This is a genomic window from Streptomyces sp. NPDC091271, assembly GCF_044757505.1.
Lineage (GTDB): Bacteria > Actinomycetota > Actinomycetes > Streptomycetales > Streptomycetaceae > Streptomyces.
In genome coordinates, this window is record NZ_JBIVVD010000002.1 from 377,827 (window position 1) to 391,984 (window position 14,158).

Genomic DNA, 14,158 nt, shown 5'->3' on the forward strand with positions numbered 1-14,158 from the left:
AAGGGGACGTATCCATGACCGAGGACCACCAGCACCCGGCGGCCGAGGCGTTCGACGCCATCGGGGCCGACTACGAGACGGCCTTCGCCGGCTCGGCCGCGCACCGCGACTCGCTGAACCGGCTGCTGGAGCGGCTGACGCCGCACAGCAGGATTCTGGACGTCGGCAGCGGGACGGGCCGGCCGACCGCCCACACCCTGGCGGCCGCGGGGCACGAGGTGCTGGGTGTCGATGTCTCGCCCGTCATGGTGGACCTGGCGTCCCGCCGGGTTCCCGGGGCGTCGTTCCGCCGGGCGGACATCCGTGAGGTCCCCCTGGAGAAGGAGAGCTTCGACGCCGTCTGCGTCTACTTCTCGCTCCTGCAGATGTCGCGCGACGAGCAGCGTGCCCTCGTGCGCCGTCTGGCGGAAGCGCTCCGGCCCGGCGGTCATCTGGTCCTGGCGACCGTGCCGCTGGACGTGGAGGGCGTGAGCACCGTCTTCATGGGTCAGCAGGTGCGGGTGACCAGCTTCGGGCCCGACGCGCTGAGGGCGCTCGCGACCGACGCCGGGCTGACCGTCGTGCACGAGGCCGAAACGGTTTTCACTCCGGACCGCCCCGGCGCGGTGCCCGAACCCCATCTGTTCCTGGACTGCCGTCGGTGACCCGCCGCTTCCGTCACCCAGGGCCGTCGCTCTCCGGCTGCAGCAGCTGTTCCGTCCAGATGACCTTGCCGCCGTCGTCGGTGTAGCGGGTGCCCCAGCGTTCGGCCAGCTGGGCGACGAGGAACAGGCCCCTTCCCCCCTCGTCCATGCTGGCCGCCTGGCGCAGATGGGGTGAGGTGCTGCTGCGGTCGGACACCTCGCAGATCAGCGTCCTGTCCCGGATCAGCCGTACGCCGATCGGGCCGTTGGCGTAGCGGATGGAATTGGTGACCAGTTCGCTGAGGATCAGCTCGGTCGTGAAGGCCTCCTCGACCAGACTCCACTCGTTCAGCTTGCGGGACACCTCGGAGCGCACCCGCGCGACCGCGGAGGGATCGGAGGGCACGTCCCACTCGGCCACGTTCTCGGGGGCCAGACAGCGGGTGCGTCCGACGAGCAGCGCGATGTCGTCACGGGCCTTGGCGGGCACCAGGGCACGGAGGACGGCCTGGCAGGTCTCCTCCGGTGTCCGGTCGGGGTGTCCGGACAGGCTCTCGCGCAGCATCTCCAGCCCCTCGTCGATGTCGCGTTGCCGGTCCTCGACGAGCCCGTCCGTGTAGAGCACCAGACGGCTGTTCTCCGGGAGTTCCAGGTCGAGGGTCTCGAAGGGCATGCCGCCGAGCCCCAGGGGCGGGCCACCGGGGACCTCCGCGAACACGGCGTCGCCCTCGGGGCTGACGATCACCGGCTGGAGGTGGCCCGCGCGGGCCATGGTGCAGCGTCCGGACGCCGGGTCGTAGATCGCGTAGAGGCAGGTGGCCCCGGTGACGCCGCCGCCCCCCTCCGAGCCCTCGGCCGACTCGTCCTGGTCGATGCGGGCGACGAGCTCGTCCAGGTGCCACAGCAGCTCGTCGGGGGGCAGGTCCAGGGTGGAGAAGTTGTGCACCGCCGTGCGCAGACGCCCCATGGTGGCGGCTGCGTGGAGTCCGTGCCCGACCACGTCCCCGACGACGAGCGCGACCCGGGCGCCGGGCAGCGGGATGATGTCGAACCAGTCACCGCCGACACCGCCCAGCCCGCCGAGCCCCGCCTGCGCGGGGAGGTACCGGTAGGCGGCGTCGATGGCGCTCTGGTCGGGGAGCCCCTGCGGCAGCAGGCTGCGCTGCAGGGTGACCGCCACGTTGTGCTCACGGGAGTAGCGGCGCGCGTTGTCTATGCTCACCGCGGCGCGGGCGACGAGCTCCTCCGCGACGGACAGGTCCTCGTCCTCGAACGGCTCGGGGCTCTGGGCCCGCCAGAAGAGGGCCGCGCCGAGAAGCACGCCCCTGGCCCGCATCGGGACGGCCATCATGGAGTGGAATCCGCTCTCCACGATGCGCTCGGCGCGTTCCGGGTTCTGCTGCTGCCAGCCGGCGCGCCGCGCCAGATCCGTGTCGAGGACGGCTTCGCCCCTGAGCAGGCCGGCCCCGAGGTCCGTGGTCTCGAGGAAGCGGATCACCGAGCCGAGCGGGTGGAGCCCCGTGTCGTCGCGGGGGCCGCTGAAGGCCGAGCGGCGCAGGCCGTCGGTGGTGGCCCGGGCGGTCGTGGGTTCCTCGCCGCGCAGCACGCCCTCGGCCAGATCGACGGTGGCGTAGTCGGCGAACCGCGCCGTGGCGAACTCCGTCAACTCCTCGCACGTCCGTACGACGTCCAGCGCGGTGCCGATCTCCGTGCCCGCGTCGTAGAGGAGCTTCAGCCTGCCGCGCGCCATGGCGGCGCTGCCCGTGAGGGCTTGCAGCTCCGTGGTGTCACGCAGGGTCGTCACGCTCCCGGGCGGCCCGCCGTGCCGGTCCGTGGCCCGCTGGCTGATGGCCAGGACGCGGTCGCCCACGGAGTGCACCTCGTCGGTCGCGCTGCGCCCCGAGGTCAGCAGTCCGGTGGTGACCGGGTCGAGCCCGAGCTCCGCGACGGGCGTGCCCCCGATGTCCGGAGGCAGGTGCAGGAGCCTTCGCGCCTCGTCGTTGGCCAGCAGCAGCCGCCCGTCGCCGCCGACGATGAGCACACCCTCCCGCACGGCGTGCAGAACGGCGTCGTGGTGCTCGTACATCTGGGTCATCTCGGTCGGGCCGAGTCCGTGGGTCTGGCGTTTCAGCCGTCTGGTGACGAGTGCGGTGCCTCCCATGGTGAGCAGCAGGATTCCCCCGGCCGAGCCGAACAGGAGGGGGAACTGGTCATCGGCGGCCCCGCTGACGCTCTCGATGGTGATGCCCGCGGACACCAGGCCCAGGACCTGGCCGTTCGCACCCTTCACCGGCACGACGGCCTGGACGAGCGGTCCGATGGTTCCGTCGACCTTCTCGGTGACGACACGGCCCTCGAGGGCGGGCCCCACGGTGCCGACGAACTTCTTGCCGATCCTGTCGGGCAGCGGATGCGTGTACCGGACGGAATCGAGATTCATGACGACGATGAAGTCGACCCCGGAGCCTTTGCGAGCCGCCTCGGCCTTGGGCTGGAGTACGGCGGTGGGGTCGGGGCTCCGCAGAGCCGCGTCCACGCCGGGGGCGTTCGCGAAGGTCTCGGCCACGGCGACCGAGCGATTACGGGCTTCCCGTTCGCTGTCGGCCCGCGACTGCAGCACGAGCGCGGCCACGGATGCAGCGACGAGCAGCACCACGATCGCCACCTGCAGGAGAAAGACCTGACCAGCGAGGCTTCTCATCCGGAGAAACGAACGCGGGCGGCCGTAGCGTCCGGCCATGTCCCCCTTTCTACACGGCTTCCCGCATCCTCGCCGCCCCGCCGGACGCGCCGGCACGCGGATGCAAGGAGAGGTGACCGTGGCCTACGGACGCACGGGGCGGCCGAAGCGCACCGGGACTCCGGGTGAGTACAGCACGCTCAGCGGCTCCCCGACGGGCGCCGGCAGCCCTGCCGCCGCCACCAGGCTCTCGTCGCACTCGATGAGCCGTGCGCGGTGCAGTGGCCAGCGCGGGTGCGCGTTCGCGAGGAACACCGGGCGTCCGCGAAAGGTGCTGTGCATGCCCCACCGCGCGGTGAGGAAGTGTTCGAGCTCGCTGGGCTCCTCGATCCGCTCGCCGGCGCGCAGAACGATCCTGCTGTGCGCGCCCCGGGGCCCCGGGGCGCGCCGCCTGCTGGTGTAGGTGAAGGTGTCGGCCTCGCGCCCGGCCTCCATCCGGGACCACACGTAGGGGAGCCGGAAGGCCATCCGGCCGACGGCCACGGGGATCAGCCTGGAGGCGTCGAGCGACCGGAAGACCACCCCGCGCCTGCCGTGCGCGTCCCGCGAGTACAGCCGCACGTTGGTCTCGGGGAAGCTGCCCAGATACGGGACGCCGGGGAGCCGGAGCCATCCGACGCGGTACATCCGGAAGGCGACGAGTCCCACGTAGGTGACTCCGTCCAGGGTGTCCGGCACGGTTCCGGCGGGCAGGATCGGCGCCACTTCCCCGGGGTCGGCCGCCCAGTGCAGGAACGCCAGGTCCAGCCAGGACTGCGTCATCAGCGGCTTCACCGGATGGCACGGCGGGTCGGGGCTGATGGGCTGTGGCGTACGGGGCGGGGGCTGCACCTGGACAGAATGGCAGAGGGGGCCAAAGGCCCGTCGTGGGAGGGCGGCTACTGCAGGGCTCGCACCGCGGCGGTGAACAGCCGGGGCATCCGGTGGGCGGCGGGCACGATCAGCCCGGCGGTCCAGGGGTGTCCCGCGGCGCCCAGCAGCGCTCCGGTGAGCAGGCGGTGCCGCCGCGTCAGCCGCGCCCACTGCGCGGGGTACGCCGCGGGCCGGCCCGCGGCGAGGCAGTCGACGGCCGCCGAGGCGGTCGCCGCAGCCAGGGCGATGCCCTCACCGGTGAGCGCGTCGACGTAGCCCGCGGCGTCACCGGCAAGCAGGACCCGGCCGGCCCTCGGTGTGCTCGCGCTGCGGCGCAGCGGGCCGGCGCCGCGTACGGGGCCCGCCTCCAGTCCGCGGAGCCTGCGGGCCAGGGCGGGGAAGGCGGCGAGGTGCTGCTCGTAGGAGCCCCTGTGGCGGCTGAGCACGGCGACGCCCACCAGCTCCTCCCCCACCGGTGTCACATAGGCCTCGCCGAACCGCGACCAGTGGACTTCCACGAGGTCTGTCCAGGGGGCGGTGCGGTAGTGCCGGCGCAGCCCGTATCTACGGGGTGCGGAGCAGGGGCGTTCCAGGCCGAGCGCGCGGCGCAGCGGTGAGTGCAGGCCGTCGGCGGCGACGAGCCAGCGGGCGGTCAGCCCCGCCGCCGTGACGCTGTCGGGCCCCTGGCGTACCTCCGCCGCCCGGCCGGTGACGACGCGTACCCCGAGATCCTGGGCGCGCCGGTGCAGGGCGGCGTGGAGTTCGGTGCGCCGGACGCCGAGACCGGGGCTGCCCCGGAAGGCCGCCTCGGCCTGTCGGGGGCCCTCGACGTACCGGATCCCCCGGAGTGCGCTGCCGGCCGGAGTGACCCCCAGGGCGCGCAGGGCCGCCACTCCGCTGGGCATGATTCCCTCGCCGCAGGCCTTGTCCACGGGCATGGGGCGGGGTTCGACCACGACGGCCTCCAGGCCGGCCGCGGCGGCCCGGATCGCCGCCGCGAGGCCGGCCGGTCCGCCGCCCGCCACCAGGATGTCGATCACGCGCGTGCGTCCGCTCCGACGAGGCGGGCCAGCGCGCCGTCCTCGCACCGGATGCGTACGGTCATGAGCGCCGCGTTGCCCACGGTGAACAGGACGGCGGTCACCCAGGCGCCGTGGACCAGCGGCAGGGCGGCCCCTTCGGCGGCGACCGCCACGTAGTTCGGGTGGCGCAGCCACCGGTAGGGCCCGCCGGTCACCAGGGGCAGACCGGGGACGACGATCACCCGGGTGTTCCAGCGGCGCCCCAGCGTGCGGACACACCACCAGCGCAGTCCCTGCGCTCCGGCCACCACCGCGACCATGGCCCAGCCGTACCAGGGCACGAACGGGCGGTTGGCCAGCCATGTCTCGGCGAGACACGCGGCGAGCAGCCCGGTGTGCAGGGCCACCATCACCGGGTAGTGTCCACGGCCCGCTTCGGTGCCGCCCCGGGCCAGGCTCCAGCGGGCGTTGCGCAGCGCGACCGCGAGCTCGGCCAGGCGTTCGGCGGCGACGGCCAGCACGAGGGCCGTGTACCAGATCATGTGTTCCTCCGGACTACCAGCGCAGCAGCACCAGTTCGCAGCAGAAGCCGGGGCCCATGGCCATCAGCAGACCGGGCGTCCCGGGCTCGGGCCTCCGCTGTTCCATCGTGTCCCGCAGGACGTGCAGGACCGAGGACGACGACAGGTTGCCGACCTCGCCCAGCGAACGCCAGGTGACGTCCAGGGCGCCCTCGGGCAGGGACAGGACGTCGGCGACGGCGTCCAGGACCTTGGGGCCGCCGGGATGGCAGACCCAGCGGGCGATGTCCTTCGGTTTCAGCCCGTGCTCCTCCAGGAAGCCGCTGACGTCCTCGGCCAGATACCGGCGTACGACGTCGGGGACTGCCGGGTCGAGGACCACCCTGAATCCGGACCCGCGGATGTCCCAGCCCATGACGTGCCCGGTGTCCGGGTACAGCCGGCTGCGGGTGTCCACCACCTCGGGGCCGTCCGCCGGCGTCCGGTGGCCGTCGCCGACGAGGACCGCCGCCGCGGCGCCGTCGCCGAACAGTGCGGTGGCCACCAGGTTGGCGGGGCTCGCGTCGTCCCGCTGGAAGGTCAGGGAGCAGAGCTCGACCGAGAGCAGCACGGCCACCTGGTCCGGCCGGCCGTGCAGGTAGTCGTGCAGCCGCGCCACCCCGGCGGCTCCGGCGACGCAGCCCAGCCCGAAGACGGGGAGCCGCTTCACGTCGGGGCGAAGGCCGATCCGCCCGACGAGCCGTGCGTCGACGGAGGGGGCGGCGATCCCCGTGACCGAGGTGAACAGCAGCAGGTCCACGTCGGCGGGGCGCAGTCCGGCCTTGCGCAGCGCGCCTCGGACGGCTTCGGCTCCGAGGTCGACGGCCGCTCCGATGAACACGTCGTTCGCGGCCCCGAAGCCGTCCAGTTCGCCGTAGCGCTCCAGGGGCAGCACCGTGTTCCGGGTGCGCACGCCCGCGTTGGCGTGGATCCGGTCCAGCACGCGGCGGTCTGTGCCGGCGGGCAGACAGGTGCGCGCCACCATGTCGGTGACGTCGCCCTGGGCGTGGCGGTGAGGCGGCAGGACTCCGTGCACGGCCGCGATACGGGTCACCCTGGCCATCGCTTCGGAAAGGTCATGCCCCACATCCTGCCTACAGAAGGGGACAAATCGGAGCACATGCCACGCGCGGCTGCCGTGTTCCTGCGCCCCGGTGTCCTTACGATCGCCCCGTGGACACCACGGACCGGCCTCCGGCGCACGCGCCCGCCCTCCGCCTGCCCGGCCCGTGGGCGGGGCTCGCGCTGTCCTGTCATCCGGGTCCGGTGGTGGCGGTGACCGTGCTCGTCACCGCACTGGCCGTCAGCTCGGGTCAGGGGGGCGGCCGTTGGATGCTGGTCGCCGCCGCCGTGCTGACCGGGCAGCTCTCCGTGGGGTGGTGCAACGACGCGTTCGACGCCCTGCGTGACGCCGAGGCCGCGAGGCCGGGCAAGCCGGTGGCCCGGGGCGCGGTGGGCAGACGTGCCGTGTGGGGCGCGGCGTTCACCGCACTGTCCCTGTGCGCGGTGCTGTCGCTCGCGTGCGGTGGAGCGGCGGGGGCGGCGCATCTGACCGGGGTCGTCGCGGCGTGGGCGTACAACCTGAGGCTCAAGGGGACGGTGATGTCCTGGCTGCCGTACGCGATCGGCTTCGGCGCCCTTCCGTGTCTGGTCACGCTGAGCCTTCCGGGGAGCCCCTGGCCCGCGTGGTGGGCGGTGACGGCGGGTGCGCTGCTCGGTGTCGCGGCCCATCTGGGCGACGTGCTGCCGGACATCGAGGAGGACCTGCGGGCGGGCATCCGCGGTCTGCCCCAGCGGCTGGGCCCGGCCCGGACCCGGTTCCTGCTGCCCCTGCCGTTGACGGCGGCCACCGCGGTGCTGGTCCTGGGTCCCGCGGGGGCGCCGGGCGGCCGGGGTGTCGCCGTTCTCTCCGGTGTGGCTCTCTGCGCCGTGGCGGCGACGACGGCGTACGCGGGTCCACGGCCGGTCAGGGCGTGGCGCAAGGCCGCGCTCGCGGGGACGGTGGCGGTGGCCGCGGCGGATGTGGCGCTGCTGCTCGCGCGGGGCACGGAGATCGCCTGACGGCCCGTACGGATGCCATGCCGTCCGTACGGGCCGTCCGCCGTGGCCTGACCGCTATTGGCCGGCGAGACCGGTGTGCGCGATACCGCGCACGATCTGCCGCTGGAAGAAGGCGAAGACGATCAGGAGCGGCATCCCGGCGATCACGAGCGAGGCCATGATCTGGGCGTACCGGACCCCGAAGGACGACTGGACGTTGACGAGGCCGACGGGCAGGGTCATGCCGCCCGGGTCGGTGGTCACGAGGAACGGCCAGAGGAAGTTGTTCCAGGTGGAGATGAAGGTGAAGATCGCCACGGCCGCCAGCACGGGCCGGGACAGCGGGATGACGATCGTCCAGAACACCCGCCAGCGGCCGGCGCCGTCGCAGAAGGCCGCCTCCTCCAGTTCCCGGGGCACGCCCTCGAAGAACTTCACCAGGATGAACACCATGGCGGGCACGGCGACCTGGGGCAGGATCACGCCCCAGTACGTGTCGACGAGTCCGAGCTGGACCATCTCGCGGAACAGAGGCGCGATGAGCACCTGCGGGGGAACCATGATGCCGGCGAGCACCAGCCCGTAGAGCAGCCGCCGGCCGCGGAAGTCGGTGCGGGTGAACCCGTAGGCGGCCATCGCGCACGTCACGACGGTCAGCAGCGTGGTCATGACGGAGATGTACGCCGAGTTCATCAGCCAGACCATCAGGTCGCCGGACTCCCAGACCTTGGTGTACGCGTCGAAGGTGACGCGCGAGCCGATCCAGGAGAGCGGGGTCTTCGTCGTGTCGCCCTCCGGCTTGAGGGAGGTGGCGACGGCCCAGGCGAGCGGCAGGAGCCAGGCCGCGGTGAGGAGCAGGGCGATGACGAGGAGGACGATCCTGCCGGGCGTCCAGCGCGGGCGGCGGCCCCCGGCGTCGGCGGACCGCTCCCGCCGTGGGGTGGGACGGGTGGTGACGGTGGTGGAACCGCTCACTTCGCGGCCTCCTCAGCTCGGCGCCGGGACAGCAGCGGCTGCACCAGGGAGACGGTCAGGATCAGGGCGAAGAAGATGTACGAGACGGCGGAGGCGTAGCCGACGCGGTAGCCCGTGAAGCCCTGCTGGTAGACGTACTGGAGGATCGGGCGGGTGGAGTCGTCGGGGCCGCCGCCGGTCATGATGTAGACCTGGTCGAAGATCTTCAGCGAGGCGAGTACCTGGAGGACCACGACGAGCCCGGTGGTCCGGCTGAGCATCGGCAGGGTGATGTGCAGGAGCCGCTTCCCGGCGCCGGCGCCGTCCAGTTCGGCGGCCTCGTACAGGTGCGCGGGGATGGCCTGGAGGGCGGCGAGATAGAGCAGGAAGTTGAAGCCGACGGTCCACCAGACGGTGGTCGCCACGATGCTGAGCATGGCGTACCGCTCGTCGGTCAGCCAGCCGATCTCCGGCGTCAGCCCGACGGAGGCGAGCATCTGGTCGGCGAGGCCGAAGTCGGACGGCAGGATCATGTTCAGGAAGAGCAGGCAGACGACCCCGGAAGGCAGCAGGAACGGCGCGAACCAGCTGAGCCGCCACAGCCACTGCACCACCCGCAGCTGGTGGGCGAGCAGGGCGAGCACGAGGCCGACGAGGACCAGGGGCACGGTGGACAGGACCGTGAACCAGACGGTGTTCCACAGCGAGGACCACACCTCGGGGTCGCGCACGGCTTCGGCGTAGTTGTCGAGGCCGACGAACTCACCTCCGGTGCCGGTGATGTTCTCGCTGGTGAGGCTCATGTGCAGGCCGGATATGAGCGGCCAGATCAGGAAGCCGGCGTACACGAGGAGGAAGGGCGCGATGAACACCAGGCCGTGTTCGGTCCACTTCCTGTGCACGGCGCGGGCCGGGCGCCCGGCCGCACCCTCGGCGGCCTTCGCCACGGGTGCCGGCGCCGCCGCGGTGGTGGAGGTCATGACGCGGCTCCCGGGAGGGGGTTACGGGTGTCGAGGAGTGTCCGCAGCCGGGCCTTGGCCTCGGTCAGGGCGTTGCGCGGGCTCCGGGAGCCGGTGAGGACCCCGGAGAACACGGCTCCGAGCTCGATCCACAGCCGGGAGGCGGAGCCGGCGAACCACGCGGGTTCGTCCAGCGCCACGTCGTCGATCACGGTGCGGTACTCGGACTGCGGCTTCAGGGCGAGGTAGGCCGGATCGTCGAGCACCGGCAGGTAGGCGGGCACGTGCCCGCCCTCGGCCCAGGCCACGGAGTGCTTCAGCATCCAGGCGACGAGCGTGTGGGCCGCCTCGTTCGGGGCTCCCCCGCGGTCCGCCTGGTGCGGCAGGACGAAGGCGTGGCAGTCGGCCTGCGTGGCCGCGGTCCCGAAGAGCGCGGGAATGCGGGTCATGGAGAACGGGAGCCCGGTGGTCTTGAAGGTGGTGATCTCCCATTCGCCGTTGAGGTGGAAGGCGGTCTTCCCGCCGTTGAAGACGCCGATGGATCCGGCGTAGTCGACGCGGCGCACCATGAGCCCTTCCTCGACGAGCCGGGCCAGGTACTCCAGCACCCGCAGCGCCTTGGCGTCGTCGAGCGCGAGGCGCTTGCCGTCCGCGGAGAGCACCGTGCCGCCGGTCTGCGCGTAGAAACTGGAGAAGAGACGCCAGGGCGTGATGCAGTCGGGCCCGAGCGTCTCGGTCACCAGGCCCGGCTGTCCGGTCGCCTTCTTCGCGGCGCGCAGTGCGTCGGCGAAGTCGTCGGCGCCGCTGATCGGCTTGAGCCGGCCGCCCGACATGAGTCCGGCCTTCTCGCAGATCTCGGTCTGGTAGTAGAGGACGAAGGGGTGGGTGTCGAGCGGGACGGCGTACTGCTTGCCGCCCACCTGGCCCCGGCGCCAGATGTCCGGCGGGAAGTCCTCCTCCCGTATGCCGCGTTCGGCCAGCAGGTCGAGGTCGAACGGGTCGAGGAGCCTGCCGGGGGCGAAGCCCGCGAGCCGGGCGAGGTGCAGGGCGGCGAGCTCGGGGGCCCGTCCGCCCGCGCCGGCCATGCCGAGCTTGGTGTAGTACGGGGCGCCCCACTGCAGGGTCGAGGCTTCCAGGGCGATCTCCGGGTGCCCGGTCCGGAAGTCGTCCAGCATTCCCTGCATGTTGACGCCGTCGCCGCCGCCGAACAGGTGCCAGTACCGCAGCAGGGTCTGTCCCGGGCCCGCGGCGGTCGCCGGTGCGGCGCAGCCGGACAGGGAGCCCAGGGCTCCGGCGGCGGCCAGGGCGCCGGCACCGCCCGCGAGGGCTCGGCGCCGGCTGAGGAGGGGTGGTTGCATGGCGGCTCGTCTCGGCTCGTCTCTGAGGTGCGGGGACGCGTGAAGGGAGGCGGTACGTTCGATATTTCGACGCGTGACCGCCACTTCGGACGGGACCGTAGGCCCGGGAAAACGTGGCGTCAATGACTCGCGCTGAAATTGCGAACGATGTTCGACATCACGAACGCCAACCTCTCCCCCGCCCGTGGCGCCGGCGGACAGGAACGCCTCCGCACCGGCTCGCACGAGGAGATATCGCGGGGATGCGCACACATTTCTTACTGGGGGGTAGGCCCACCCGGCCGCCTTGCTATACCTTCCGTCTAACAAGGAGGACGGAAGGCCGTCCGGCCGGGACCGGCGCCGGTCCCTTGCTCACGGCTGCCGCCGTCTCCGGTCGGCGGTACGGCATATGACGGCCCGTCACCGGCATCGCACATGTGACAGCGCCAAGGAACATCACTGACGAACCGAGGAGCCGCACCATGGCAAGCAGCACTGTTCGGCCGGATGCCGAGGACCGGCCGCCCGAGGACCATCTCACCCGACGCCTGCTCGAATCGGCGGCCACACTGGCGTACGACCCCGCCACGGAGGTCGACTGGGACACACCGCTGGACAAGGACTTCCACGGTGCGAGCCCTGAGTGGAGCACCCTGTACGGCACCGCGTACTGGGGCGAACTGACCGAGAACCAGCGCAAGGAACTGACGCGTCAGGAAGCCGCCTCGGTGGCCAGCACCGGCATCTGGTTCGAGATGATCCTCCAGCAGATGGTCCTGCGCGACGTCTACGCCAAGGACCCCACGAGCGCGGACGTCCAGTGGGCACTGACCGAGATAGCCGAGGAGTGCCGGCACTCGATCATGTTCGCCCGCGGTGCGCAGAAGCTGGGGGCCCCGCCCTACCGGCCGCACCGGCTCGCGGTGGAGCTCGGGCGGGCGTTCAAGACGCTCGCGTTCGGCGAGGCTGCGTACGCGGCGATCCTCGTCGCCGAGGAGGTCCTCGACGTCATGCAGCGCGACTGGATGCGGGACGAGCGGGTCGTGCCCTTCGTCCGCACCATCAACAACATCCATGTCGTCGAGGAATCCCGGCACATGAAGTTCGCCCGCGCGGAGACCCGCAAGCACCTTAGCGGCGCGGGCCCGGTGCGGCGGCGGATCAACGCACTGGTCATCGCGATCGCGTCGTACGTGATCGTCACCAGCATGGTGAACAAGGACGTCTACGCCAACGCCGGACTCGACGGCAAGCGCGCCATCGGCGAGGCGAAGGCCAACGAGCACCACAAGTCGATGATGCGCTCGAGCTGTTCGGGCCTCATGGAGTTCCTGGCCTCGGCCCGGCTGCTCACCAAGCCCGCCCTGGCGTTCTACAAGCGTGCCCATCTGATCTGAGCGGACGAGATGACCTACGCCATCACCCAGACGTGCTGCGGCGACGCCACCTGCATCTCGGTGTGTCCCGTGAACTGCATCCACCCGACCCCGGAGGAACCGGACTTCGGCCGGACGGAGATGCTGTACATCGACCCGAAGTCCTGCATCGACTGCGGTGCCTGCGCCGACGCCTGCCCGGTGGATGCCGTCTTCCCGGTGGACAGCCTCCCCTCCTCGCAGCAGGAGTACGGCCCGCTCAACGCGGCGTACTTCGCGGACCGGGAGCCCGCGCCGGCACCCGGGGGGCCGAACTTCCACGTGTGGGGAGAACCCTCCTTCGACCGCAGCCTGCCGTCGGACTTCGGGCCGCTCCGGGTCGCGGTCGTGGGCACGGGACCGGCCGGGATGTACGCCGCCGAGGACCTGCTGCTGCACACGGGCGCCGAGGTGACGCTGATCGACCGGCTGCCGGTCGCGGGCGGGCTCATTCGCTACGGTGTGGCGCCCGACCACTTGTCCACGAAGAAGGCCGGAGACACGTTCGCCAGGTTCCACACGCATCCGAGGGTGCGGATGTGCCTCGGCATCGAGGTGGGCAAGGACATCACTCCGGAGGAACTCGCCGCACACCACGACGCGGTGATCTACGCCGTCGGAGCGTCGGCCGGCCGACGGCTCGGGATACCCGGCGAGGACCTGCCCGGCAGCATCTGCGCGACGACGTTCGTCTCCTGGTACAACGCCCACCCCGAGATCGCTCCGGACGCCGTGGACCTGTCCGCGGAGCGGGTCGTCGTGGTCGGCAACGGCAACGTGGCCCTCGACGCGGCACGGATCCTGGTCTCGGACCCCGAGGCACTGGAGGCCGGGGACATCGCCGGCCACGCGCTGGAGGCCCTGCGCGCGGGTTCGGTGCGCGAGGTGGTGCTGCTCGGGCGGCGGGGGCCCGAGGACGCGGCGTACACCAGGTCGGAGCTGCTCGCGCTCAAGCACCTGCCCGGTGTGGAGCTGGTCGTCGACGGCCACGACCCGAGAACCGGTGCGGCGATCGACGCGGCGAAGCCCGGTGACAGGGCCGCACTGCTGGCGGATGTCGCCCGCGAGGAGGTGGACTGGTCGCGCCCGCCGCCGGCGGGGCGCCGTATCGTGTTCCGGTTCCACTCCGCGCCGGTGGAGGCGCTCGGTGACGACGGTGTCCAGGCGGTGCGGGTGAGCGGCGACGACGGCCGGGAGATCCCGGCCGGGCTGTTGCTGCGCGCCGTCGGTCAGCGTGGACTGCCGGTCGCCGGACTGCCGTTCGACGAGGCGACGGGAACCGTTCCGCACGAGCGCGGCCGGGTGACGGGTCTGCCGGGGACGTACGTCGTGGGATGGATCAAGCGCGGCCCGTCGGGCGGTATCGGGGCCAACCGGACCTGCGCCGCCGAGACCGTGGGCACGCTGCTCGACGATGCCGTCGGCGGCTCGCTGCCCGCGCCTGAGCAGGGGGCGAAGGCGTTCCGGCGCCTCGTACGCCGCCGTAACCGGCGGATCGTGGACGCCCGCGGCCTGGCGGAGATCGAGCGCGCCGAACTCGCCCGCGGGCGCCGCGAGGGCCGTCCCCGGGTCAAGCTGGCGACGCTGCCCGAGCTGGTGGCGGCGGCGCGGGGCGGCCGGCGGCGGATCCCCGGCTGAACATCCGTCCCGGCC

At 72.2% G+C, this 14,158-nt stretch carries 12 protein-coding genes; 4 read left to right on the forward strand and 8 right to left on the reverse strand.

The features are described 5' to 3' along the window. The first annotated feature begins 14 nt into the window (after positions 1 to 14). Positions 15 to 644: a class I SAM-dependent methyltransferase gene (locus tag ACIQM3_RS09130; protein WP_401620977.1), complete on the forward strand. Its 630-nt coding sequence runs from the start codon at positions 15 to 17 to the stop codon at positions 642 to 644. Between the two features lie 13 nt (positions 645 to 657). Here the strand turns inward: ACIQM3_RS09130 and ACIQM3_RS09135 are convergent, their stop codons facing one another. The 5 genes from ACIQM3_RS09135 to ACIQM3_RS09155 form a co-directional block, all read right to left on the reverse strand. Next, positions 658 to 3,363: a SpoIIE family protein phosphatase gene (locus ACIQM3_RS09135; RefSeq protein WP_401620980.1), complete on the reverse strand. Its 2,706-nt coding sequence runs from the start codon at positions 3,361 to 3,363 to the stop codon at positions 658 to 660. 84 nt (positions 3,364 to 3,447) lie between these two features. After that, the gene (locus ACIQM3_RS09140; RefSeq protein WP_401620983.1) at positions 3,448 to 4,194 is read right to left on the reverse strand and encodes a YqjF family protein; all 747 of its coding nucleotides are present in this window, start codon (positions 4,192 to 4,194) and stop codon (positions 3,448 to 3,450) included. A 47-nt stretch (positions 4,195 to 4,241) separates the two neighbouring features. Beyond that, entirely contained in the window at positions 4,242 to 5,255 is a 1,014-nt protein-coding gene (locus tag ACIQM3_RS09145; RefSeq protein WP_401620985.1) for an NAD(P)/FAD-dependent oxidoreductase, read from the reverse strand. Next, complete coding sequence (locus ACIQM3_RS09150; RefSeq protein ID WP_401620987.1) at positions 5,252 to 5,779, reverse strand: isoprenylcysteine carboxyl methyltransferase family protein; 528 nt, start codon at positions 5,777 to 5,779, stop codon at positions 5,252 to 5,254. The genes ACIQM3_RS09145 and ACIQM3_RS09150 overlap by 4 nt, the downstream gene beginning before the upstream one ends. A 13-nt stretch (positions 5,780 to 5,792) precedes the next feature. Next, positions 5,793 to 6,851: a type III polyketide synthase gene (locus ACIQM3_RS09155; protein WP_401622373.1), complete on the reverse strand. Its 1,059-nt coding sequence runs from the start codon at positions 6,849 to 6,851 to the stop codon at positions 5,793 to 5,795. Between the two features lie 119 nt (positions 6,852 to 6,970). Between ACIQM3_RS09155 and ACIQM3_RS09160 the strand changes: the two genes are divergently transcribed. Beyond that, positions 6,971 to 7,858: a UbiA family prenyltransferase gene (locus ACIQM3_RS09160; RefSeq protein ID WP_401620990.1), complete on the forward strand. Its 888-nt coding sequence runs from the start codon at positions 6,971 to 6,973 to the stop codon at positions 7,856 to 7,858. Positions 7,859 to 7,912: 54 nt separating this feature from the next. Here the strand turns inward: ACIQM3_RS09160 and ACIQM3_RS09165 are convergent, their stop codons facing one another. Genes ACIQM3_RS09165 through ACIQM3_RS09175 form a run of 3 tightly spaced genes read right to left on the reverse strand, consistent with a single transcriptional unit; the run spans position 7,913 to position 11,108 of the window. Continuing rightward, positions 7,913 to 8,812, reverse strand: a complete 900-nt coding sequence (locus tag ACIQM3_RS09165) for a carbohydrate ABC transporter permease (protein ID WP_401620993.1) — start codon at positions 8,810 to 8,812, stop codon at positions 7,913 to 7,915. Next, on the reverse strand, positions 8,809 to 9,771 hold the full coding sequence (locus ACIQM3_RS09170) for a carbohydrate ABC transporter permease (RefSeq protein ID WP_401620995.1): 963 nt from the start codon (positions 9,769 to 9,771) through the stop codon (positions 8,809 to 8,811). Before ACIQM3_RS09170 ends, ACIQM3_RS09165 begins: the two co-directional genes overlap by 4 nt. Next, on the reverse strand, positions 9,768 to 11,108 hold the full coding sequence (locus ACIQM3_RS09175) for an extracellular solute-binding protein (protein ID WP_401620998.1): 1,341 nt from the start codon (positions 11,106 to 11,108) through the stop codon (positions 9,768 to 9,770). The genes ACIQM3_RS09170 and ACIQM3_RS09175 overlap by 4 nt, the downstream gene beginning before the upstream one ends. 464 nt (positions 11,109 to 11,572) lie before the next feature. Between ACIQM3_RS09175 and ACIQM3_RS09180 the strand changes: the two genes are divergently transcribed. Together ACIQM3_RS09180 and ACIQM3_RS09185 are read left to right on the forward strand one after the other, a co-directional pair. Next, positions 11,573 to 12,487 (forward strand): diiron oxygenase, encoded by a 915-nt coding sequence (locus ACIQM3_RS09180; protein ID WP_401621000.1) that lies wholly within the window; start codon positions 11,573 to 11,575, stop codon positions 12,485 to 12,487. Between the two features lie 9 nt (positions 12,488 to 12,496). Then, positions 12,497 to 14,143, forward strand: coding sequence for an FAD-dependent oxidoreductase (locus tag ACIQM3_RS09185; RefSeq protein WP_401621003.1), 1,647 nt, complete (start codon positions 12,497 to 12,499; stop codon positions 14,141 to 14,143). The last annotated feature ends 15 nt before the right edge of the window (positions 14,144 to 14,158 follow it).